Source organism: Aquitalea pelogenes, assembly GCF_001515305.1.
Taxonomy (GTDB): Bacteria; Pseudomonadota; Gammaproteobacteria; order Burkholderiales; family Chromobacteriaceae; genus Aquitalea; species Aquitalea pelogenes.
The window spans coordinates 61918-84746 of record NZ_LNQV01000008.1; the positions used below are offsets into that span (position 1 = coordinate 61918).

The window sequence follows — 22829 nt, forward strand, 5'->3', positions numbered from 1 at the left end:
ACGCCTGGCGTGGGAAAAGAGTCGTCTACAAAGGAGGAACGGCCACCTTACCCGTACTTGATGGCAGTTGTCATCGGGGCTTCTACTTATCACACAGCCAGTAAACGTGCGGAGTGATTGTTCTTGCAGGGCCTGACTGGCTAGTCCAGAGGCAAACCCAGCTGCTGTTGCACGTCTGGCCGACGTCGGTTTGTACGCTTGCCCGGCGGGCGCTGGCGCGAACCATGGCGCGCGACGATGGCCGCTTTTTCGGCCTTTACTTCCGGCTGCTTGCGCCAGGCATGCAGGCGCTGCTTGGCCAGCCGCGTTGCGCTTTCCAGTTCGCATGGCGGTGCTGGCAGCGCCTGCTCACCGATCAGGCCGTATTGCTTGCGCAGGCTGTCCGGCATTTTCCACGGCTCGAACAGCCAGCCATCCGGCAGCTGTTGCATCAGCGGCAGCCAGCGGCGCACAAAGCGGCCTTGCGGGTCGTGATCCATCGCCTGCTTTACCGGGTTGTACACCCGGGTGGTGTTGATGCCGGTGGTGCCGGACTGCATTTGCAACTGGCTCCAGTGGATGCCGGGTTCGTAATCCAGAAACGCCCGCGCCAGCCACAGCCCCACCGGCCGCCAGTGCAGCCACAGCGGGTAGGCCGCCACCGAAACCAGCATGGCGCGCATGCGGAAGTTCAGCCAGCCGGTGTGATTGAGCATGGCCACGCAGGCATCCACCAGCGGCCAGCCGGTGCGGCCCTGCATCAGCGCCTGCAAGCGGGCTTCGTCATGTTCCGTCTCACGCAGGCCGTCGTAGCCACGGTGCATGTTGCGCCATTCGATTTCCGGTTCGGATTCCAGCTTCTGCATGAAATGACAATGCCAGTGCAGGCGGCTGATGAAAGCCTGCAAGCCCTTGCGCTGGCGTGTGCTGTCCTCTGGCAGGCGTTGCAGCTCGCGGTGCGTGGCTTGCACGATTTCGCGCAGGCTGAGGCAACCCAGGGCCAGATAAGGGGAGAGGCGCGAGCAGGCCGTGGGAGCGGACAGCGGCGAGGAAATACCGCCGCGATATTGCGCGCTGCGCAGTTGCAGGAAGTCCTGTAATACCGCAATGGCACGGCGACGGCCGCCACGCTGGCGCTGTGGCGGGTCAAACGGAAAGATGCCCAGGCTGTCGGCACCGGGTGCGGTCATGATGGGTAGCGGGCAGGGCGCGGCCTGCAGCGCTGGCACCGGCAAGCAGGGCTGGCTGACAAACTGCGTCCAGCGTGCGGCCCAGCCATCGCGCGAGCGCAAACGGCGGATAACGCCGGTCTGGGCGAATTCCTGCCATTGCACTCGCTGTTGCAGGCACCAGCGGCCAACGGCCAGATCGCGCTGATAGCTAAAGCCATTGCCGGTTTCCTCGTGTGCGTACAGGGCGTCGAATGGCATGGCGGCATGCAGGCGCGCCAGCACCTCGACTGCCTCGCCCACCTGGATCAGCAGCGGCAAACCACGGGCTGCCAGCGAGGCCGCCAGGTCCTGCACGCATTCCAGCGCAAAGTGGTAGTGCTGGCTGGAGGCATCCGGCTGCTGCCACAGCGCGGGCTCGATGATGTACAGGCACAGCACCGGCCCGGCCAGGCTGGCAGCTGTCAGGGCAGCGTGATCGTGCAGGCGCAAGTCACGCTTGAACCAGACCACCCCGACGCTCACGGCTGCCAGGCACCCAGTACGCTGGCAGCCAGATGATGGCCGCTGAGCCAGGCACCTTCCACCTTGCCGCCGTGCAACCAGTCGCCACACAGGCCGATGCCGCTGGCGGCATCCCACATGCTGCCGTGCTGGCTGGCGTGGCAATCGGCATAGCGCCAGCGATGGCTGCTCAGTACCGTGCAGGCCGGGGCACCCAGCGCGCGGAATGCGTCCAGCAACTGCTCGCCCACCTCGCTGGCAGGCTGCTCCAGATGAGCAGCACTCCACTCGGCATTGGCTTGCAGCACCCAGCACGGCGCACCGCTACGGCCGGGTTTGCTGTCGTTGCGGGCAATCCAGCGCAGCGGGCCAGCATTGACAAAGGCCGCAGCAAAGCCGGGCGCGAAGTCAGCCCCGGGCTGCACCATCACCGTCCAGCAAGGCAGCATGGGCTGCGCTGCTGCCACGGCGGCCAATGCGGGCTGGCTATCGGCCAGCAGGGTTGCGGCCTGCGGCGCGGGTATTGCCACCAGCACCTGGCTGAACAGTTCGGGCAGCAGGCCGTGTTCGACCGTTTCCAGTTGCCAGCCCGCTACCCTGTGATGCAGGCGGCAGACGGTGTGCTGGCTGCGTACGCTCAGCCCATCGGCCAGTGCCTTGCATGGGGCCGACATGCCGGGCAGGCCGACATAACGTGTCGGGGTCTCGTGCTGATGGTGCGGCGTGCTGCTGCCTGGCTGGCCCAGCACTGCCGGGGTGACCGTCCATTCCGCCACCACCCCGGCTTGCAGCCAGTGCGCCACTTGCTGGCGGAAGGCCGGGTCGCGGGCGGTAAAGTATTGTGCGCCGTGGTCGGCCTGCCAGTTGTCGCCGCGCCGGGTGCACAGGCGGCCACCCAGGCCGCGGCTTTTGTCAAAAACGGTGGTGCTGAGGCCAGCTGCATGCAACTGGCGTGCACAGGAGAGGCCGGCGAGGCCTGCTCCGATGATGGCAATCGATGGGGGTGTCATGGTGTGCGTCTGCATGATGGTGTGGGATTGCGAGGGCGGTTCAAAGCCAGCCCTGCCGCCAGCAACTGCTGTCGGTGAGGGTTTGCCAGGCAATGATGCGGCTGCGCCGGGTGTAGACCGCTTCCAGTTCCACTTCGGTAATCGGCTGGCTGGGGTCGTCCGGCAGCAGCACGCGGGTCACCAGGAAATGCTTTTCCTTGTGCTGCGGCTGCACGGCCGTCCATTTGCTCAGCAGCAGCTTTCGCGGGTTCAGGCGGACTGGCATGGCTTAGTTGTCGCTACGGGTTTGCGGCACGTAAATCAGCTGCTCGGTGGCAAAGCCCAGCGCTTTGGCTTGCTGCAGCAGTGGGTCCAGCACGGCCTGTGACAGTTGTTTGTCACGCGCCAGAATCCACAAGTAAGAGCGGTCGTTACCGGCAATCATGGCCCAGCGGTAGTCCGGGTCCAGCGCCACCACGTGGTAGCCACCATAGAAGGGGCCGAAGAACGACACCTTGAGCGAAGCGACATGGCTGTCGCCATTGAACAGTGCGCGGCCTTCTGCCTGTTTCCAGCTGCCTTGCGCCGTGGCATAGCCGCGGTTGATGACCTGCACGCTGCCGTCCGCCTGCGGGGTGTAGCGGGCGCTGACATCGCTCATGCCGCGCTCGAAGCTGTGGTCGAGCCGGGCAATTTCATACCATTTTCCGCTGTAGCGTTGCAGGTCGAAACCGCTCACCGGCGTGATGCCGGGCGGCGGCAGGGTGGAGCAGGCGGCCAGCAGCAGGCTGCCTGCCAGTAACAGCAGAGTGCGTAAATGTGTGCGTCGCATGGTGGATTCCTTGTGTGGGTTCATAACTGGTTCAGGCCTTGCAGGATGGCCTCCGCACTGTGGCGGATAGCCTCTTGTTCTGTGGCTGGCATCTTGTCCAGCTGGCGGTAAACCAGCGCCAGCCGCGGGTTGTTGCCCAGCCGGGGGCGCTGGCGCTGGAAGAAGTCCCAGTACAGCGCATTGAAGGGGCAGGCATCGGCACCGTGCCGTGCATCGCGGCGGTAACGGCAGTCGCCACAGTAATTGCCCATGCGGTGCAGGTAGGCATTACCGGATACATAAGGTTTGCTGGCCAGGAGGCCGCCATCGGCAAACTGGCTCATGCCCACGGTATTGGGTAGTTCCACCCATTCGAAGGCGTCGATATACACCCCCAGATACCATTCATGCAGCGCCTGCGGCGATAGCCCGGCCAGCAGCGAAAAATTGCCGATCACCATCAGCCGCTGGATGTGGTGGGCATAGGCCAGTTGCAAGGACTGGCCGATGGCGTGGGCCAGGCAGCGCATGCCGGTTTTGCCATGCCAGAACCATTCCGGCAGCGGGCGCTGGTGGTCGAAGGCATTGCTGTCGGCATAGCCGGGCATGCGCGCCCAGTACACGCCGCGCACGTATTCGCGCCAGCCCAGAATCTGGCGGATGAAACCTTCCACTGCCGGCAGCGGGGCGAGGCCGTCCTGCCAGGCTTGCTCCGCTGCGGCCACCACTTCCCGTGGTGACAGCATCTTGGTATTGAGGGCAAAGGACAGCAGCGAGTGAAACAGATAGGGCGTTTCGCTGTGCATGGCGTCCTGGTAATCACCAAACTGCGGCAGGCCGTGGCGGATGAAGTGATGCAGCTGCTGCAAGGCCTCGGTGCGGTTCAGCGGCCAGCGCAGGGCGTCGGCTGCGGGATTGCCGAACGATTGCACCCCGGCGGCTTGCAGCGTGTGCCACAAGGCCTGATGGTCGTGGCCGGGGCGGGTGTCCTGCGGCGGTGGCGGGCTGCCACGCCAGGGTTTGCGGTTGTCGTGATCGTAGTTCCACTCGCCGCCCACCGGCTTGCCGTCCGGCTGTAGCAGCACACGGTGGCGCTTGCGCATCTGGCGGTAAAACACTTCCATGCGCCATTGTGCCTTGCCGGCAAACAGCTGACCTGCTTCATGGCGTGTGGTGTAAAAGTGCTCGCTGTCCACCATCCGGCACGGAATACTTTGCCGGCTGGCCCACTGCTGTAATTGCTGGTCCAGCCGCCATTCGTCCGGTGCCTGCCAGGCAAATGCCGTGGCCTGATAGTGCTGGCTCAGTGCGTCTAGATTGTCCTCCAGCGTGCCGCGATTGCTGGGGTCGTCGATGGCAACATAGCGCACGCGGTGGCCAGCGGCTTTCAGCTGGCGGGCAAAGTCACGCATCCCGGCCAGTACTGCCAGCAGCTTTTGCGCGTGGTGCAGCACATACCCGGTTTCCTGCCGCAGCTCCAGCAGCAGGTAGACCACATTGGCATCATGGCTGGCAAACCAGCTGTGCTGCGGATTGAGCTGGTCGCCCAGTATCAGACGCAGGGTGGTCATGGCTGGCTCCACAGCTGGCGGTAGTGGCCGTCGGCATCGTATTCCGCCGCTTGCTTGTCCGGGTTGAAACGGCGGCCGCCGCGCGGGTCGGTACCCAGTCCGGCCAGATACAGCCAGTTGCCCTGGTTCTGGCTGCAGTCGTAGTCAAGCAGGCAGGCTTCAAACCAGGCCGCACCGGCACGCCAGTCGCATTGCAGTTCGTGAATCAGGTAGCTGGCCACAATCTGGCGCATGCGATTGCCCAGATAGCCGGTGGCGGCCAGTTCACGCATGCCGGCGTCTATCAGTGCATGACCGGTTTGCCCGGCCATCCAGCGTTGGAAAGCCGCCGGGTTATGCGTCGGACTGGCGCGTTGTGGCAGGCCGCCGGGGTGATACAGGCGGCGGCCATGCTGGCGTTGCAGCAGCTTGAAGTAATCGCGCCACAGCAGTTCAAACCATAGCCAGTAGCTGCTGTCGCTATGGCCGTGCTCGGTTTCAAAGGCATGCAGCTGTTGCAGCACCAGTCGTGCTGACAGGCTGCCACAGGCCAGCCAGGGCGAGAACTTGCTGGAGTAGTCGATGCCATGCAGGCCGTTGCGGGTGGCCTTGTAGCTGTGCGGCAGGCCGCGTTGCAGGTACTGCGCCAGATGTGCCAGCGCGGCTGTCTCGCTGCCGGCAAAAGCGGCGTCCGGAAAAGGAAAACTGGAGCGCGGGTCGGTGGCCGGGTAGTCCATGGCCGCCAGCGGCTGGATCAACTGGCGGGCTGCCGGTGGCAAGGGTGGTAATGCCGGTTCCGGCAAGGGCGCGGCGGGCTGGATGGCGGCGGCTTCCACTTGCTGACGGAAGCGGGTGAACTGGTCTGGCAGCTGTGCATCTGCCCAGGGCAGGCTGTCCGGCGCTAGCAGGGTGGATTGCCAGAAACTGTGCACGGCAAGGCCGCAGCGCGCAGGGCGGTCAGTTCGTCCTGTTCTTCCGGGGTGGCGATGTCCTCGCAGTAAATGGCAGTGGCACCTATCTGGCTTGCCAGTGCGGGCAGCACGCGGGCCAGGCTGCCACTGGCATGCAGCAGGCCGCTACCCTGTTGTAGCAATGCGGTGGCCAACCCCTGCAGCGCACTGTGGCGGAAGGCGCGACGTCGGGCGCTCACCCGCTCGAAGCCCCAGCGCGAGGTTTGCGGCTGCGGGCTGACATGAACCGGCAACAGGTAATCCGCCTGCTGGCAGGCTGCAGTCAGCGCCGGGTTGTCATGCAGGCGCAGGTCGTCTCGGAAACAATAGATCAGCGTGGTCATGGCTTCAGTGCTGCTGGCGGCAGCGTTCGGAACAGTATTTCACCTCATCCCAGCAGCGCGCCCATTTGCGCCGCCAGCTCATCGGCTTGCCACAGGCCGCGCAGGGCTTGCTGGGCAGGCTGCTTTTGTTGCCGCGAAATGGCGCTTTCATACCGGCCAGCCCTGGTCATGTACCGACAGCAGGCGACGCAGCAGACGCAGCGGCGCACCAATCAGCGGCAGCTTGTGCAGCAGCTCTTCGGCCGAGTCCCAGTAGTCGCGGTGCAGGCATACCTTGCCGTCAGCAGCAAAACGCAGGTGACTGCCACCGTGCAGCTGGTAGTGCTTGCCCGCGCGGCGGAAGCTGAAATCCCAGGTGATGAAGGCCTGCTGACCATCCAGCAATTGCTCGCGCACGCTGAATACCGGCTCTTCCAGCACGGCAAACATGTGGCGGAAGATGTCGGCAATGCCATCACGCCCGTGTACCTGGTTGAAGGGGTCACGAAAGCGGGCGTCGGCAGTGTAAAACTCGTCGATGTGCAGCAGGCTGGCCGGGCTGAGCGTGGCATACCAGTCGGCAAGTGCCGCCAGCCTTGCCCTCAGTTGCGCGCCAGATGGCGCAGCAGTGGCAGTCTCAGCCGGTAAGGCAGTAGTGCGAGCAGCTTGATCCATAGCGTAAACCTGCGTGGAAAGTGAATTTCGAAGCGGCCCTGTTCCAGGCCGCGCACAATTTCCCGGGCAGCATCCGCCGGTTGCAATAGCGCCGGCATGGCGAAGTCGTTCTTGGCGGTGAGCCGGGTGGCGACAAAGCCGGGGTTGATCAGGTACACCTGCATGTCGTGCTGGTGCAGTTCGGCATGCAGCAGCTCGGCCAGATTGATCAGCGCTGCCTTGCTGGGCCCATACACACAGGCACCGGGCAGCCCGACGTAACCGGCCACGCTGGCGACCAGCGCGATGCCGCCCTGACGGCGTGCCATCATGGCCGGCAGCATGGTTTCCAGCCCGTAATACACCCCGGCCAGATTGGTTTGCAGCGTGTCGCTGACCTGTTGCTGGCGGATGTCCCAGCAGCGCTCCGGCCGGTAGGCTGCCGCGCAGAACACGACCAGGTCCGGCAGGGCATCCTGCTGTTGCAAGCTGTCCCAGGCCTGTTGCCAGGCGGCGGGCTGGCTGACATCCAGCGGCAGCACGATGGCACGAGGCTGCCGTGCGGCCACCGCGTGCAGGCTGTCGACACCGCGGGCCGACAGGATCACCCGTGCGCCCAGTGCCAGCAGCTGGCTGGCCAGTGCGGCACCAATGCCGCTGGAGGCACCGACAATCCATACCGTCTGTTGCGGCCAGTTGCGCAGCGGACGGTTAAGGGCGGGCAGCAACATGGCCTTACTCCTTGCGGAAAAACAGGCTGACTTCACCCAGCGCAATGCCGAACTTGCTCATGCGCGCGCTATTGAGCAGGGTGTGTTCGTCCTGCAGGAACATCCAGTCGTCAAATTGCACGTCCCAGCTGCGGCCATCCACCGGCAGGCGCAGGGTGTAACGCCAGTGCAGGGCATTGCCCGCCACTTCGCCATCGGCCACGCCCACCACATCCGCTGCGGTGCCCTGCCATTTGCCATTACCCAGCGGCACCAGTCGCCACTGGCGCTGCTGGCGGCTGCCGTCGCTGTAGACAAAGCGTTCGTCCAGCAGCAGGGCATCACCCTGGCGCTGGCCGGTGATGTCCACGGTGAATTGCTTGACCAGCGCACCGTTGCGGTCACGGAACATGCCCCAGGCGCGGGTATGGCCCTCAAAAAAACGTGGCAAGTCCAGCTGGGGTTTGTTGTCGCGGTATTGCTCCACCTGCGGTGTGCTGCAGGCGCTGGTGAGCAACAGGGCGAACAGGGGCAACAGGCGGCGCAGGGTTTTCATGGCCGGGCTTCCTGCAGCAGGAACTGCGACACGCCGATGCTGGCTTCGTCAAAACCGGCCTCGCAATAGCACAGGTACAAGCGCCACAGGCGGATGAAGGCTTCGTCAAAGCCTTGCTGGCGCACACTATCCAGTGTGTGTTCAAACGCCAGACGCCAGCGGCGCAGGGTTTCGGCGTAGTCCGGGCCAAAGTCCAGCCGGTTGCGCGTCATCAGCCCGGCTTGTTCGGCCGTATCCTGAAAGACTTGCCTGCTGGGCAGCATGCCACCGGGGAAAATGAACTCCTGGATGAAGTCACTGCTGCGGCGATAGCGCTCGAAACGGCTTTCGGCAATGGTAATGCTCTGCACCAGCGCCTTGCCGCCCGGTTTCAGCAGTTGCCGCAGCTTGGCAAAGAAGCCCGGCCAGTAGGCTTCGCCCACCGCTTCGAACATTTCGATGGAGACAATGGCATCGTACTGGCCTTGCAGGTCGCGATAGTCTTGCCACTCCAGTTGCACCAGTTGCTTGCCAGCCAGCCGTTCGCGGGCAAAGTCCAGCTGGGCATGGGAAATGGTGATGCCATGCACCGCAATGCCCTGGCTGCTGGCGTGTTCGGCAAAACCGCCCCAGCCGCAGCCGATTTCCAGCACCCGCATGCCAGGTTGCAGGCCCAGCACATCGCAGATGCGCTGGTATTTGGCTGATTGGGCGGTGGCCAGCGGCAGGTCGTAATGGCCGTCAAACCAGGCGCTGGAGTAAGTCCAGCTGGGGTCCAGCCACAATTCGTAAAAGGCATTGCCCAGGTCGTAGTGCGCGTGGATATTGCGCTGGCTGCCCTGGCGGCTGTTGCGGCGCAGGCAGTGTTTCAGCCAGTACCAGCCACGGGCCGGCCAGCTGCCGGCCAGCGCGCTGCCCAGCACCTGTTCGTTGCGCAAGGCCAGCCGCAGCAGGGCGGTGATGTCCGGTGTGTACAAGAGACCATCGCGATAGGCTTCGGCAAAACCGATATCGCCGGAAAACAGCAATTTGCGGCAGGTGGTCCAGCTGTAAATGTGCAGTTCTGCCTCCGGGAGTTCACCCGGGCGGCCAAACCACAGGCTTTGTCCATCCGGTGTGTGCAGCAGCAGGCTGCCATATTGCAGCTGGTTCAAGCGCTGCAGCAGTAAACGTGCCAGCCAGGGCAGATTGTTGCAGGGCAGGGCAAGGGTACGGGTGAGGCTCATGGGCGCAACTCCTGTCCGTGACTCAGTGTGTGTTCCGGGGCGGCGGGCTTGCTGAAAAACGGCACTTTTTTCAGCCACAGCTGCAAGGCCTGCCAGTGAATGCGGGTGATGATGCCCAGGGTCAGCATGGGCTGGCGCAGCAAGGCCCGGCGGGCATTGCCGCTGGTGAGCGGCTGCAGCGCGCCGGAGATGCTGGTATTGAGCAGCAGGCCGTCGGCATCGTGGTAATCAATGCGCATCAGTATGCGGTCAGTCTTCTCTGCCAGACGGAAGCGGTAATGCCCGGCCACCTGGCAAAACGGCGATACATGCAGCTGCTTGCGACAGGTGAGGGTGGCACCGTTGGCGATGGGGCTGCCGTCCGGGTTGGCCAGCAGGTAGGCATGGTGTTCGCCAAAAGTGTTGTTGACGTCGGCCAGCACGGCAATCAAGTGGCCTTGGCTGTCGTGGCAATACCAGAAGCTGACCGGATTGAAGGCATAGCCGAACAGCCGCGGGAAGGTTTGCAGCCATACTTCACCGTCGGCAGGCAAGCCGGCGTCGCACAATTGCTGGCGTATCCAGGGCAATAGCGGGCTGCCGTCACGCGGGCCGTAATCCCGGCTGCGTATCATCAGCGGCCGCCAGCGATCCACGGCAAACCAGCGGTGGCCAATCTGTTCCAGCTCCGACAGCTTCAGCCGGATGGCAAATACCGGATAGATGAAGCGATGGCGGGCAGGCCGCAACCGCTGGTGCATCACGCTGCCGGATACCAGATAGGCATTGCTGCTGACGGGGCTCATAGGCGGGCCCATTCCGGCAAGGTGACAAAATCCTGTGCCACATTCAGCGCGGACTTCAGTCCGTCCTCGTGAAAACCGTAACCGGTCCAGGCACCGGCAAACCAGCTGTTGCGTTTGCCCTGCAGCATGGGCAGGCGGGCCTGGGCGGCAATGGCGGCATTGTCGAACAGCGGGTGTTCATACACAAAGCGGGCGTATTCCAGATTGCGATCCGGGTCGCGCAGCGGGTTGAGCGTGACGATGACCGGCTGGCTGACCGGCAGCGGTTGCAAGGCATTGAGCAGGTAGCTGACACACACCGCACGCTGGCTGGGCTGGCCGGTTTCGGCCAGGAAGTTCCAGGCGGCCCAGGTCTTGCGGCGCTTGGGCAACAAGCTGGCATCGCCATGCAGTACCGCCGTATTGGGCTGGTAGCGCACGGCTGAAAGGATGTCGTGTTCTTCCTGGCTGGCATCGGCCAGCATGGCCAGGGTTTGCGGGGCGTGGGTGGCAAAAATCACGCTGTCAAAGCGCTCTTCGCCATGCGGGCTGTTGATCAGCACGCCTTGCTCAGTGCGCCGCACACTGCTGACCGGACTGCACAGGCGCACATGCTGAATGCGCTGGCAGAGCATTTCCACATACTGGCGTGCCCCGCCCGGCACGGTAAACCAGCGTGGCCGCTGGCTGATTTGCAGCAGGCCGTGGTTCAGGCAGAAGCGCAGGAAAGTGGCAGCGGGGAAATCCAGAATCTCCTTGCTGGGGCTGGACCAGATTGCCGCGGCCATCGGCACCAGGTAGTGGTCACGAAAACGGCTGCCATACCCTTCCACTTCCAGCAGCTCACCCAGGGTAAGGGGAGCGGCCAGTACTTGCTGCAGCAGGCGGGGAGCGGCGCTGTTGAAGCGCAGGATGTCATATAACATGCGGTAGAACGGCAGGGACAACAGTTTGCTGCGCTGGGCAAACACGGTGCCAAGCGAGCTGCCCGCCCATTCGTCCCGGCCCCGGTCCAGCGATACGCTGAAGGACATGTCGGTGCTGCAGGAGGGCACACCAAGCTGCCGGAACAAGGCAATCAGATTGGGGTAGGTGCGTTCGTTGAACACAAGAAAGCCGGTATCCACGGCAAAAGACTGGCCTTCCAGTTGCAGGTCAACCGTATTGGTATGGCCACCTGCATAGTCGGCAGCTTCAAACAGGGTGACTTCGTGTTTTTCTGCCAGCAGCCATGCGCTGGCGAGACCGGCGATGCCGCCGCCAATTACTGCCACGCGCTGGCGTTTGTCTGGATGTGCTTTCACCTGAACTCCCAAGCCGGAATTTCTGAATCAACGCCTGCGGGTGACGAAACTGCTTGGCACCTGCGAGGCATCGTGCTTATATTCAGCATATAACCGCTTTGGAAAAAAAGCTACTGATTAGTAAAAGGTCGTACTCATGAGTATTTTAGCCAAGCTCAGCTTCAAGGATCAGGCATTCAAGCTGCGCGAACAGACGGTGCTGGACGCCACCACCCGCTTGCTGGCCAGCAAGGGTTTCGACCTGATGACCATGGACGATGTGGCCGGGGAGGCGGGTATTTCCAAGCCCAGCCTGTACAAGCATTTCAAGTCCAAGGAAGACCTGGCCACCGAGGTGATGATCCGCCTGCTGGACGGTGCGCTGGAGTATCTGGCGGCGCTGGATGCCGCGCTGAGCAGCAAGGACAGGCTGGGTAGTCTGCTGGAATGGGCATTGCGGGTGCGCCTGCAGGGTGGCCTGCCGTTTCTGCCTTCGGCCAGCCCGCAGGTCAAGGAGATGCTGACCCGCAGCATCCGTTACGTGACACGGGTGTACAAGCTGCACAAGCAGATGGAAGCATTGGTGGAACAGGCCAAGAAGGCCGGTGATATCCGGGCGGATTTGCCCACCGACGTCATCCTGTATGCCTACTATTCGCGCACTTGCGACCCGGCGGTGGATTACATGAAGGACTACGGCCGCTACAGCGACGACCAGATTGTCGACTACATGCGCGCCATCATTTTCGCGGGTATCGGTGCTGCAGAAGCAGGCTGAGGCCGCAACAAGCGGCAAATGAAAACAGCCCGCCGTGATGGCGGGCTGTCATTGTGAAGAAAACAATCAGCGGCGGCCGGAAACGGACAGCCTGCTTTCCAGCCGGTGCTGGAACAGCTCCAGCACGATGGACAGCAGCCAGTACAGAATGGCCGCCGTCAGCAGCATTTCCATGTAGCGGTAAGCCGAACGGCCATAGCTTTGCGCCAGGAACATCAGCTCCCACAGGCCCATCACCGATACCAGCGAGGAATCCTTCAGCATGGAAATGAACATGCTGAAAGTGGGCGGCACCGCCACTTTCATTGCCTGCGGCAAAATGATGAAGCGCATGATGGCATGCGGTTTCAGCCCCAGTGCCTTGCCGGCATTCCACTGGCCACGGTGGATGGACAGGATGGCCGAACGGAACACTTCGCTCAGGTAGGCGCCATAACACAGCGCCAGCGCTGCCACGCCGGATGGAATGGCGGTGGGCACAATGCCAAGCTGGGGCAGGCCGAGATAAATCAGCAGGATCTGCACCAGTAGCGGCGTGCCCTTGAAGAAGGAATTGTAAAAAGTGGCCAGGCCGTACAGCAGCGGGTTGCTGGACAAACGCCCCAGTGCCGACAGCATGCCAATCACCACCGCAAGGATGGTGGACAGCAGGCACAGCAGCAAGGTCAGTGGTATGCCCTGGATGAAGCCTTCCGGGCTCAGTTCCAGACCGGCCAGCAAGGGCAGCTTGCTCAGGGCAAAACGGTAGTCCAGTTCAAAGGCATCGACAAACCAGACAAAGCCCAGCAGCAGGCACAGCATGACCAGGCCGACTTGCAGCCTGAATCGGTTTTCCTGTTTCATGTTACGGACAGACAAAAGCAGAAAGCCCCGCACGGCTGCATGCCGCCACGGGGCTGATTCTTAGTTGGTGATATCGCTGCCAATCCACTTCTTGGAAATGGCGCTGAGGGTGCCGTCTTTCTTCAGCTCGGTAATGACTTGCTTGACGCGGGCATTCCACTGCGAATCACCCTTGTCCACGGCCACCCAGTTGGGTTCCTGGTACAGCGGGCTGCCGACAATGCGGAACTTGCCGGTTTTGCTGATGCGTTCGTTTGCTGTCACCAGGTTGGAAATCACCGCATCCACCCGCTTGCCAGCGCCCAGCGCCAGATCCTGGAACGCCAGTTCTTCATTGTCGTACGGGGCAATCACCACCTTGTTGAAGGGGTAGGCAGGCTGTACGGCGTTGGGGGCTTCAATGGTCAGCTTCTTTTGCAGATAGCTTTCATAGGACGAGCCTTGCTGCACGGCAATCTTCTTGCCTTCCAGGCTCTTGATGCTGCTGGTTTTCTTGTCCGCCACATTGGCAATCAGCACAGCCGGGGAGTTGTAGTAAAACACCGGGAAGTCCAGTACCTGGGCTCTTTCCTTGTTGGGCGTCATCGAGCAGATGCAGATATCCCAGCGGCTGCCCCATTTGCCGGCGGCAATCACTTCCCACGAAGGCGTGTCCAGCTTCAGCTTGACGCCCAGCTTTTTCGCCACGGCCTTGGCCACGTCCACATCAAAGCCATCCAGCTGGTTTTTGCTGTTGAGGAAGGAGAAGGGCGGGTAGCTTTCCAGCAGCACGCCGCGCAGCACGCCGCTTTTCTGTACATGGTCCAGTGTGGCACCGGCATGGCTCTGGCTGGCAGCCAGCAGGGCGATGAGGGCGACGGTCTTGGTGATCTTGGATTGTCGTTGGAACATTTTTATGGTCTTGATGCTGTTTGGGTGTTAATCTATATATCAAACTATTATAATAATTACCAGCTTGATTAAATATAAGCATATAACATTTCCCCCTTTGTCATGGGTGAGCATCACCCTGATGCAGTGATTGCATGGATAAGCATATGAGCCAAACTCTTGTTCTTGATGGCGGCATGGGCCGCGAACTGAAACGTATCGGTGCGCCGTTCCAGCAGCCGGAATGGTCTGCGCTGGCCTTGCTGGAAGGCCCGCATTTTGTCGAACAGGCCCATGATGCCTTCGTGAATGCCGGTGCCCGGGTGATAACCACCAACAGCTATGCCGTGGTGCCTTTTCATATCGGCCAGCAGCGTTTTGACGCGCAGGGGCGGCAACTGGCTGCCCTGGCTGGCGAACTGGCACGCCGCAGCGCGGACAAGGCAGCACACAAGGTGACCGTGGCCGGCTCCTTGCCGCCTGCACTGGGTTCCTACCGTCCCGACCTGTTCAATGAAGCCGACTCGCTAGCCATTCACCGTGTGCTGATCGAGGGTCTGGCACCGTATGTGGATGTCTGGCTGGCCGAAACACAAAGCTCGCTGGCCGAGGTGCGCGCAGTGCGCCTGGCGCTGGGCGAACAGGACAAGCCGCTGTGGCTGTCGTTTACCCTGCAGGACGAAGATGTCGACAACGTGGCGCGCCTGCGTTCCGGTGAAACCGTCAGCGAGGCGGTGGCCGAGGCCATCCGTCTGGGCGCAGCGGCGGTGCTGTTCAACTGCAGCCAGCCGGAAGTGATGGAAGCCGCGCTGGATGCCGCCAATGCAGTGCTGCAACAGCAAGGCAAGGCACTGCAACTGGGCGTGTATGCCAATGCCTTCCCGCCCACGCCGAAAGACGCCAAGGCCAATGCCACGCTGGATGAAATCCGTGCCGACCTGACCCCGCAAAACTATCTGGGCTGGGCCGAACGCTGGGTAGAAAAGGGTGCCGGCATTGTTGGCGGTTGCTGCGGCATCACGCCGGAACATATCGCTGCGCTGGCAGCGCGGCTGGGCTGATTCATTGTCCTGCCAGCAAGTGCTGTAACACCTGCTCGGCCACGTCCTGCCATTTCCTGCTGGAAATCACGGCGTGGCGGCGTCCTCTATCATCACTGCACTGGTGTCATAGGAGCGGGCAGTAGCGGCCACCACTTCAGGTGGAATCAGCCGGTCGCGGCTACCGCCTATCACCTGTACCCGGGCGCTGATATTGTCCGGATTCACATACGCCGGTTTGCCTTCCGCCGCCTGAATGGCAATGGCCTTGCCCAACGGGTCGCCCATGAATTCCACCACGTTGTCCAGCGTGCCGGGCAGCAAGCCCCATGGCGGCACCGAGCAGATCAGGCTGGCGCTTTGCCATTGCTCATTACCTTCCAGTACGCGCTGGGTGAGGAAACCACCCATGGAATGGCCCACAATCAGGCTGGGCTGGACGGGCAGACGTGCCAATACCTGCTGCACATCCTGTTCGTAGTCACGCAGGGTCTGGTTGTCACGCGGTTTGCTGCCGCCGTGGCCACGCAGTGACAGGGCCGAGCTGCTCAGGCCGTGCGCCGCAAACCAGGGCTGCATGTTTTCCCGCCATTGCCAGCCATCACCGGCCACGCCATGGATGAACAGGATATGGCCACGCGGTGCTGGTGCATCGGCATGAAACACTTCTATGCCATCTTCCATTTCACGACGACAGGCGTTGGCCGGGTCGTCTTCGGCCAGGGTAATCAGGCAGGCGGTTTCTTCGCCATCCTGGGCAAATCGTGTGCTCAGGCCGCGGCACAAGGACGCCATGCGGCCATTGCGGCGCAGATACTGGATGCGCAGCCGGTTTACCTTGCGGCCCAGCGCATGGTGAAGTGCCTGGTCGAACAACTGGCGGCCAATGCCCTTGCCCTGGCAGAAGCTGTCCACGCTGATACCCAGTTCGCCATGGGGAAAGGCATCCGTTTGCAGCACCGCAATGTGCACCACCCCTATCAGCAAGCTACGGTAGTGGGCACCAATGACGATATCGCGATTGAAATTGATGCTGTCCACGTAGCTGACCAGACTGGCCGGGCCAAGGGTGAGGCCGAAGCGGGTGAAGAGATCGTCCGGGCTCAGTCCGGACAGATGTTCCAGAATGGCCGGTCGTGCACTGGCCTGGAGGCGGTCTAGGGTAAGATGCATGATGTTCACTTTATGTTGCAGTGCAACATGACTCAGTTTAGGCCATTCCCGGGTGAATGCAAGACATTCTGTGCAGGCAGGGCGCAACTGGTGAAATCAGCAGCATGACGCATAAATATCAACTATCACTAAAGCAAACCGCGAGTCCGCAGGCTGCAGAGCAGGCCTGCACGCCGCATAAAACAGAATAATCATGATTTGTCGGTATGGGAGCTCTGTGTTCAACCTCTCTTCATTGTTACGGAACGGCTTGGCATTACGCTGGCGCATCCTGCTGTGCGTGGCACTGCTGTGTTGTAGTCCGCAGCTGCAGGCACGCGAGTGTCTTTCCTTCATTTACGCCAGTGGCGGACGTGCGTTCTGGGCCAATCTGCAGGAAAACATTGCGCAGGAGGGGGCCAGGCTTGGCTATTTCATTTATGACCGTGGTTCGGTGGATAGCGAGCACCTGATTGATGATGCCCAGATTGAGCTATTGAATGTGGCCATCGCCCGCAAATGCCGGGCCATCATCCTGGCACCCAGTGCCACCATCGAAAATTACAATGAGATTTTGCGTTTCCTGCCGGTGCCGGTGGTGCTGATAGACCGCAATCCTGGCCTTAGCAGCCAGTTTGGCGCAGTAGCCTCAGACCAGACCGCTATTGGCAGCCAGGCCTGGGAGCAACTGAAAAAGAGCCATCCGGACATCCGTCGGGTACTGGTATTTCCCAATCAGGGCAAAGTACCGTCCACCGAGCAGCGCATGGCAGGCTTTGCCATGGCGGCAGAAAAAGACCATGTCAGTGTGCTGTACGGCCCGGAGCTGGACCAGTCCATTGGCCGCGGGCGTCAGGTGGTGCGTACCTGGCTGTATACCCAGCAGCCGCAGTTCGATGCCATTTTCACCCCGAACGAATCCACCACCAGCGCGGTGCTGCTGGCCTTGAGGCAATTGCAGCAGGCCGGACGCTATCCCTTTGTCGGGGTGGACCGCAGCCCCCTCATCCTGGAGGCCATTCGTTCTGGTGAATTACTGGCCAGCATGGTGCAGGACACCGAGAAAATGGCAAAAATTGCCGTGCAGATGGCGGATGACGCCATCCGCCACCCATCGCGGAGCGGACGCAATGTCCTGTTACCACCCTTTGTGCTGAACCGCGAGGTGCTGCGCAATGCGCGCTAAAGCTGAGCCAGACCACGGCATGGACGCAGCCGGCATCCGCTTGTGCCATTACTATTTCGAGGAAGGCAGCAGCTCGATCAGGCTGTCGCTGGTGGTGGCGCTTGCCATTTATGCCGCGCACTGGACACATGCGCCGGGCTGGCCAGGTACCGCATGGCTGCTGGCCATGTTCTGCATCCAGGGTTTGCGGTTGTGGCATATGCAGTTCATGCGCACCAGGCTGACAAACCCGGCAGGCTGGCAAGCATGGTTTGCCAGCCTCTATCTGTCAGTGGTGCTGGCGGCGCTGGCCTGGGGCAGCATGCTGTTTGCCTTTCCGCATCGTGAGTTCGATTTTGTCTACCTGTTCAAGATCATCGCGCTGGCAACCATCAACAGCATCACTATCCTGTCTCACGGCCTGATTTTCCGTCTGTATGCACTGTTCAGCAGTGTGCTGACGCTGGTGGTGCTGATCCAGTTATATGGTTTTGACCAGGTGATGTCTGCAACAGACCGCAATGCCTTTACCGCCATCGCCCTGCTTTTTGAGTTGCTGCTGTTGTTCACCGCCTGGAAATATGCAGAGCGTAACCGCGCCTTCTTTACCCAGCAGCAGACCATGAGCACGCTGGTCAGCTCGCTCAAGCGCATGCATGACGAAGAGGTGGAACTGCGCTCCAGCCTGGAGTTGAAAACCGCCGGGCTGGAAGAAGCACGCAATGCCTTGCTGGTGTTGGCCACCACCGACAGCCTCACCCGGACGCTGAACCGGCGTGCCATTCTGGAGCAGCTGCAACAGCAGGTGGACAAGGTGAGTCACGCCGAGGGCAGTTTTTGCGTGCTGGCCTTCGATGTGGATAACTTCAAGAAAATCAACGATGTATTCGGCCACAATGTGGGGGACGTGGTGTTGCAGGTGCTGGCCGAAGAGGTCAAGGCCAGCTTGCGCCCGGAGGATGTGTTCGGCCGGATTGGTGGCGAGGAGTTTCTGGTGATCCTGCCCGGCCTGAATCTGCCAGAAGCGGTGGCCTGTGGCGAGCGTCTGCGCCTGCAATTGCAACACAGTACCCGCATGCAGCAAGAGGCCGGCATTGCCATTACCCTGTCGCTGGGCTGCTGCCTGGCATTCCCGGGCGAAAGCGCGGTCGATATCCTGGGCAAGGCCGATACCTTGATGTATCAGGCCAAGCGTGAGGGTAAAAACCGGCTGTGCTACTAGCCTGCGCTGGCAAGGGCATTCAGGCCGGGTCCTGTTCCCAGTGACTGATCGGCATGGGTTTGCCAAACAGATAGCCCTGGTAGGCATAACAGCCATGACTTTCCAGGAAGTCGCGCTGCACATGGGTTTCCACACCCTCGGCAATCACCTGCAGGCCCAGTGCGCGCGACATGGCCAGTATTGCCTTGACGATGGCGCTGGTAGCCGGGTTCTGCCCCAGCTGGCGGGTGAAGGACTGGTCGATTTTCAGCTGGTCCAGCGGCAGGCGGCTCAGATAGGACAGCGAGGAGTAGCCGGTGCCAAAGTCATCCAGCGCAAAGCGGATGCCCAGCGCTCCCAGTTGCTGCATGCGCTCCACCACCATGTCCAGATTTTCCAGCACGATGCTTTCCGTAAGCTCCAGCTTGAGCCGGGCCGGGTTGGCACCGCTCAAATGCAGGCAGCGTTGTACCGATTCGACAAAGTCCGGCTGGTGAAACTGGCGCGCACTGACATTGACCGCCAGCTCCAGTCCGGCGAATTGCGGCTGACCTTCCCATTGCTTCAGTTGCTGGCAGGCGGTATGAAGCACCCATTCTCCCAGTTCCAGAATCAACCCCATTTCCTCGGCCAGCGGTATGAACTGGGCCGGTGACACCATGCCACGCTCTGGCGATTGCCAGCGCAGCAAGGCTTCCGCGCCGGTTATCTGGCCATACTGGTTAACCTGCGGCTGGTAGTAAAGCAGAAATTCCTTGCGGGCAAAGCCCAGACGCAGCGCGTTTTCCAGCTGGGCGCGTGCCTCGATGTGGGCCTGCATGGTGGGGCTGAAAAAACGTACCCGGTTGCGTCCGGCATCCTTGGACTGGTACAGCGCCACATCGGCCTGTTTCAGCAGGTTTTCCAGCGAGGTGTGCTGGCCACGGAACAGGGTCAGGCCAATGCTGGCGGTGTACAGGTGTTCGCCTTCCTGCTGCGCGTCCAGGCAGTAGGGGCGTGCCAGTGCGTCACGGATTTTTTCGGCAATCTGTTCGGCCCGGCTGGCAGCCAGGGTTTCGTTGCTGCCCAGCTCTTCGATGATGAGCACAAATTCGTCCCCGCCCAGCCGTGCCACGGTGTCCACCCCGCGCAGGCAGTCGCGCAGGCGGTGGCCTACTTGCAGCAGCAGCTTGTCACCCATTTCATGACCCAGGGTGTCGTTGAGTTTCTTGAACTGGTCCAGGTCCAGCATCAACAGCCCGCCATATTGCTGGCTGCGTTCGCTGTTTTTCATTGCCTGCTCCAGCCGGTCGAACAGCAGACGACGGTTGGGCAACATGGTAAGCGGGTCGAAATGGGCCAGCCGGCGGATTTCTTCCTCCGCGGCCTTGCGCTCGGTAATGTCATGCAGGGTAACGCGCTGGCCCAGGTAATCTCCCGTCTCGTTGAACAGCGGCCGTGCAGTCTGGTTGACCCAGCGTATATCACCCTGCTTGCGGATGATGCGCACATCCAGTTCCCGTTCCGTTGCCGTGTCGGTGGCTTGTGGCAAGGTGGCCTGATGCTGCCGCCATTGCGCCAGGTCTTCCGGGTGAATGATGGCCTCCAGCAGGGCCGGGTCCTGTTCGAATGCCGCGGGCGGATAACCGCTGATTTTCTCCGCCGACGGGGTCATGTAATGAAAACGGCCATCCGGCTTGATCCAGTACACCCAGTCGCTTGACCAGTCCATCATGCTGTGGAATTTCAGCTCGCTTTGGCGAATGGCTTCCAGGGCGGCCTTTTTATCGGTGATGTCGTCCTTGATGGCCACATAGTGGGTGATGCTGCCATCCGGCTGGCGCATGGGGGCAATCACCACCGCTTCCACATATTCACTGCCGTCCTTGCGCCGGTTGATGAATTCCCCTTGCCATACCTGGCCGCTCTGCAAGGTGCTCCACAGCTGGGCATACACCGCCTTGCCGGTTTTCCCGGCGTGCAGCAGGCGCGGGTTTTGCCCGATGACTTCATCGCGGCTGTAGCCGGTATTGCGCAGGAAGGCCTCGTTGACGTATTCGATGCGGGCGTCGATATCGGTAATGACAATGCTGGCCGGGCTTTGCTGGATGGCCAGGGAGAATTTGTTCAGCTGCTGTTCACGGGCCAGCAAGGCATGGGTGCGTTTTTCGATTTCCGCTTCCAGGTGGTGCTGGTGTTGCTGCAAGTCCTGCTGGCTGCGCTCCAGTGCCTGAATCACCCGGCGCATGTGCCCGGCAAAAGGCAGGAAGATGAACAGGCCTTCCAGCAACAGCAGGCCAAGCGCACTGAGCCAGGCGATGGTTTCTGCTGTTTGCAGGGTATCCACCGCGGCTTCGCCCTCCTGCTGGTAGCGTTTGACGGCGGCGTCCAGCGCTTGCAGCAAGTCGCCGCCTGCCAGTTGCAATAGCTGTTGCAAGGCCGGTGAGTCCGCGCGCACGCTGCCTGGGGGCTGTTGCAGCAATGCTCTGGCCAGGGACAGGTAACGGGTTTCCAGAAAATGAATGGCCTTGGGCGAGCCAAAATACAAGTCATGGATTTGCCCGGACATGGTGGCGGGCAGGTGCAGTTCTGCCTTGCCCTTGATCAGCGCCTGGTGGCTGCTGTCCATCAGGTTGATGGCTTGTTGCAAGGATTTGCGGGCGCTGCCCTGGCTGCCCGCAGGCAGAGTAGCCAATTGCTGGCTGTACAGTGCAATACGCTGGCTGAGCATGCGCTGGCGGCCACTGACGTTCACCAGTGCCGCGGTGCTTTGCTGGGAGGAGATCACCATTTGCTGTGCCACATAGGTGGTGGTGGCCAGCACCGCCATCAGCGCCAGTGCAAACAGATAGCGCAGTTTGAAGGCGCGCAGCATGCGATGTTCAGTTGTCATGAGGGCTACTTGTGTGACAGGCACTGGATAGCATCTTGCATGACAATGGGCTTGAGCGCAAAACCGATTTGCCCCGGACCGTACAAAAGAAAATGGCCTGATTTCACAGGCCATCAAGCTACAGCCAGATCAAAGCCTAGTGCTGTTGATGCTTGTGTTGATGCAGATGCTGACGCCGTGGTGCAAACAGCACCAGCGTGGCCAGGCAGGCCGAGAGCGCAGCAAACAGCAGCCACCAGGCAGGCGAGCTCTTGCTGTGCGTCATTTCCACCAGCGCGGTGGATACCGCCGGGGTCAGGCCACCAAAAATGGCAGTGGCCAGACTGAAGGCCAGCGAGAAACCTACGGTACGTACATACACCGGCATGACCTCGGTCAGTGCTGCCACCATGGCGCCGTTATACATGCCAAAGAAGAAAGAGAACCACAGCAACACCGTCAGCAGCCTGATAAAACTGGGCGCAGCTGCCAGCCATGCCATGGCCGGGTAGGCGGTCAGCAAGGCCAGCAGTGAAATGCCCAGCAGCAGAGGCTTGCGGCCAATGCGGTCGGACAGCGCCCCGCCGACGGGCAGCCAGCAGAAGTTGGACAGGCCCACGCACAAGGTGACAACCAGGCTGTCCTGCGCGCTCAGGTGCAGCACGCTTTTGCCAAAAGTGGGGGTGTAAACGGTGATGAAGTAAAACAGCGTGGTAGTGAGCGACACCAGAAACATGCCCGCCACGATGGTGCGCCAGTGCAGGCCGATGGTGCCGAAGATTTCACGCAGGCTGGGGCGGTGCTTGCGCGCCAGGAAGGCATCGGTTTCCTGCAAGGAACCGCGCAGCAGGAAAATCAGCGGAATGATCAGGCAGCCGATGAAGAACGGCACGCGCCAGCCCCAGGCGGCAATCTGCTCCGGGCTCAGCCACAGCTGGATGCCATAACCGATGGCTGCCGCCACCACGATGGCCACCTGCTGGCTGGCCGACTGCCAGCTGGTGTAAAAGCCCTTGTGACCCGGCGTGGCAATTTCGGCCAGATACACTGACACCCCACCCAGTTCCACCCCGGCGGAAAAGCCCTGCAGCAAGCGGCCCAGCAGCACCAGCAGGGGCGCGGCCAGGCCTATCTGGCTGTAATCCGGCACAAAGGCAATCAGCACCGTGCCACAGGCCATGATGCCCAGCGTCACGATCAGACCCTGACGGCGGCCGATACGGTCCACATAACTGCCCAGCACGATGGCACCCAGCGGGCGCATCAGGAAACCGGCACCGAAGACGGCAAAGGTCAGCATCAGCGAGGCAAACTCGCTGCTGGTGGGGAAAAATGCCTTGCTGATATAGCTGGCATAAAAACCGAACAGAAAGAAATCGAACTGTTCGAGAAAATTGCCACTGGTCACGCGCAGTACCGCACCCAGTCGGGACTGGGCAGGGTGCTGGCTGGCTGGCGCTTGTTGCATGAGTACTCTCCTTT

The 22829-nt window shown here is 61.5% G+C and carries 23 protein-coding genes; 4 read left to right on the forward strand and 19 right to left on the reverse strand.

The features are described 5' to 3' along the window. Positions 1–140 precede the first annotated feature (140 nt). The 14 genes from AWT75_RS05090 to AWT75_RS05145 are packed head-to-tail and all read right to left on the reverse strand — an operon-like array spanning position 141 to position 11468. On the reverse strand, positions 141–1673 hold the full coding sequence (locus tag AWT75_RS05090) for an FAD-binding domain-containing protein (protein WP_062787914.1): 1533 nt from the start codon (positions 1671–1673) through the stop codon (positions 141–143). Further along, complete coding sequence (locus tag AWT75_RS05095) at positions 1670–2662, reverse strand: NAD(P)/FAD-dependent oxidoreductase (protein WP_062787916.1); 993 nt, start codon at positions 2660–2662, stop codon at positions 1670–1672. Before AWT75_RS05095 ends, AWT75_RS05090 begins: the two co-directional genes overlap by 4 nt. A gap of 40 nt (positions 2663–2702) precedes the next feature. Continuing rightward, positions 2703–2927: a TIGR02450 family Trp-rich protein gene (locus AWT75_RS05100; protein WP_045847354.1), complete on the reverse strand. Its 225-nt coding sequence runs from the start codon at positions 2925–2927 to the stop codon at positions 2703–2705. A 3-nt stretch (positions 2928–2930) separates the two neighbouring features. Continuing rightward, positions 2931–3473, reverse strand: a complete 543-nt coding sequence (locus AWT75_RS05105; RefSeq protein ID WP_062788003.1) for a lipocalin family protein — start codon at positions 3471–3473, stop codon at positions 2931–2933. A gap of 20 nt (positions 3474–3493) precedes the next feature. Continuing rightward, positions 3494–5023: a cryptochrome/photolyase family protein gene (locus tag AWT75_RS05110; protein ID WP_062787919.1), complete on the reverse strand. Its 1530-nt coding sequence runs from the start codon at positions 5021–5023 to the stop codon at positions 3494–3496. Beyond that, on the reverse strand, positions 5020–5934 hold the full coding sequence (locus AWT75_RS05115) for a DASH family cryptochrome (RefSeq protein WP_204376881.1): 915 nt from the start codon (positions 5932–5934) through the stop codon (positions 5020–5022). The genes AWT75_RS05110 and AWT75_RS05115 overlap by 4 nt, the downstream gene beginning before the upstream one ends. Continuing rightward, positions 5904–6296: a deoxyribodipyrimidine photo-lyase gene (locus AWT75_RS22075; protein WP_204376882.1), complete on the reverse strand. Its 393-nt coding sequence runs from the start codon at positions 6294–6296 to the stop codon at positions 5904–5906. The genes AWT75_RS05115 and AWT75_RS22075 overlap by 31 nt, the downstream gene beginning before the upstream one ends. A 4-nt stretch (positions 6297–6300) precedes the next feature. After that, positions 6301–6447 (reverse strand): DUF2256 domain-containing protein, encoded by a 147-nt coding sequence (locus AWT75_RS20760; RefSeq protein ID WP_082086484.1) that lies wholly within the window; start codon positions 6445–6447, stop codon positions 6301–6303. After that, positions 6444–6950, reverse strand: coding sequence for a nuclear transport factor 2 family protein (locus AWT75_RS05120; RefSeq protein WP_082086488.1), 507 nt, complete (start codon positions 6948–6950; stop codon positions 6444–6446). Before AWT75_RS05120 ends, AWT75_RS20760 begins: the two co-directional genes overlap by 4 nt. Next, complete coding sequence (locus tag AWT75_RS05125; protein WP_062787921.1) at positions 6878–7660, reverse strand: SDR family NAD(P)-dependent oxidoreductase; 783 nt, start codon at positions 7658–7660, stop codon at positions 6878–6880. The genes AWT75_RS05120 and AWT75_RS05125 overlap by 73 nt, the downstream gene beginning before the upstream one ends. A gap of 4 nt (positions 7661–7664) precedes the next feature. Then, on the reverse strand, positions 7665–8195 hold the full coding sequence (locus AWT75_RS05130; RefSeq protein ID WP_045847350.1) for a DUF3833 domain-containing protein: 531 nt from the start codon (positions 8193–8195) through the stop codon (positions 7665–7667). Beyond that, a complete protein-coding gene (locus AWT75_RS05135) occupies positions 8192–9400 on the reverse strand; it encodes an SAM-dependent methyltransferase (RefSeq protein WP_062787923.1) in 1209 nt (402 codons plus the stop codon). The genes AWT75_RS05130 and AWT75_RS05135 overlap by 4 nt, the downstream gene beginning before the upstream one ends. Continuing rightward, on the reverse strand, positions 9397–10185 hold the full coding sequence (locus AWT75_RS05140) for a DUF1365 domain-containing protein (protein WP_062787925.1): 789 nt from the start codon (positions 10183–10185) through the stop codon (positions 9397–9399). Before AWT75_RS05140 ends, AWT75_RS05135 begins: the two co-directional genes overlap by 4 nt. Beyond that, positions 10182–11468 carry an NAD(P)/FAD-dependent oxidoreductase gene (locus tag AWT75_RS05145; RefSeq protein ID WP_062787927.1) on the reverse strand — a complete coding sequence of 429 codons (1287 nt, stop codon included), beginning with the start codon at positions 11466–11468 and terminating at the stop codon, positions 10182–10184. The genes AWT75_RS05140 and AWT75_RS05145 overlap by 4 nt, the downstream gene beginning before the upstream one ends. A gap of 136 nt (positions 11469–11604) precedes the next feature. On the opposite strand from AWT75_RS05145, the gene AWT75_RS05150 reads away from it, so the two are divergent. Beyond that, the gene (locus AWT75_RS05150; protein WP_062787929.1) at positions 11605–12225 is read left to right on the forward strand and encodes a TetR/AcrR family transcriptional regulator; all 621 of its coding nucleotides are present in this window, start codon (positions 11605–11607) and stop codon (positions 12223–12225) included. Positions 12226–12291: 66 nt separating this feature from the next. On the opposite strand, the gene AWT75_RS05155 is transcribed toward AWT75_RS05150, so the two are convergent. Both AWT75_RS05155 and AWT75_RS05160 read right to left on the reverse strand, forming a co-directional pair. Then, on the reverse strand, positions 12292–13068 hold the full coding sequence (locus tag AWT75_RS05155; RefSeq protein ID WP_062787931.1) for an amino acid ABC transporter permease: 777 nt from the start codon (positions 13066–13068) through the stop codon (positions 12292–12294). A 60-nt stretch (positions 13069–13128) separates the two neighbouring features. After that, complete coding sequence (locus AWT75_RS05160) at positions 13129–13959, reverse strand: transporter substrate-binding domain-containing protein (RefSeq protein WP_062787934.1); 831 nt, start codon at positions 13957–13959, stop codon at positions 13129–13131. 146 nt (positions 13960–14105) lie between these two features. Between AWT75_RS05160 and AWT75_RS05165 the strand changes: the two genes are divergently transcribed. Next, entirely contained in the window at positions 14106–14999 is an 894-nt protein-coding gene (locus tag AWT75_RS05165) for a homocysteine S-methyltransferase family protein (RefSeq protein ID WP_045847343.1), read from the forward strand. A gap of 66 nt (positions 15000–15065) precedes the next feature. Here AWT75_RS05165 and AWT75_RS05170 read toward each other — a convergent pair whose 3' ends face one another. Further along, entirely contained in the window at positions 15066–16151 is a 1086-nt protein-coding gene (locus AWT75_RS05170) for an alpha/beta fold hydrolase (protein ID WP_153013246.1), read from the reverse strand. Positions 16152–16401: 250 nt separating this feature from the next. Between AWT75_RS05170 and AWT75_RS05175 the strand changes: the two genes are divergently transcribed. Continuing rightward, entirely contained in the window at positions 16402–17316 is a 915-nt protein-coding gene (locus AWT75_RS05175) for a substrate-binding domain-containing protein (protein WP_062787938.1), read from the forward strand. Then, positions 17306–18517, forward strand: a complete 1212-nt coding sequence (locus tag AWT75_RS05180; protein WP_082695961.1) for a GGDEF domain-containing protein — start codon at positions 17306–17308, stop codon at positions 18515–18517. Before AWT75_RS05175 ends, AWT75_RS05180 begins: the two co-directional genes overlap by 11 nt. A gap of 19 nt (positions 18518–18536) precedes the next feature. On the opposite strand, the gene AWT75_RS05185 is transcribed toward AWT75_RS05180, so the two are convergent. Both AWT75_RS05185 and tcuC read right to left on the reverse strand, forming a co-directional pair. Beyond that, positions 18537–21368, reverse strand: a complete 2832-nt coding sequence (locus AWT75_RS05185) for an EAL domain-containing protein (RefSeq protein WP_062787945.1) — start codon at positions 21366–21368, stop codon at positions 18537–18539. A gap of 136 nt (positions 21369–21504) precedes the next feature. Further along, complete coding sequence (gene tcuC, locus AWT75_RS05190) at positions 21505–22815, reverse strand: MFS transporter (protein ID WP_062787947.1); 1311 nt, start codon at positions 22813–22815, stop codon at positions 21505–21507. Between the last annotated feature and the right edge of the window lie 14 nt (positions 22816–22829).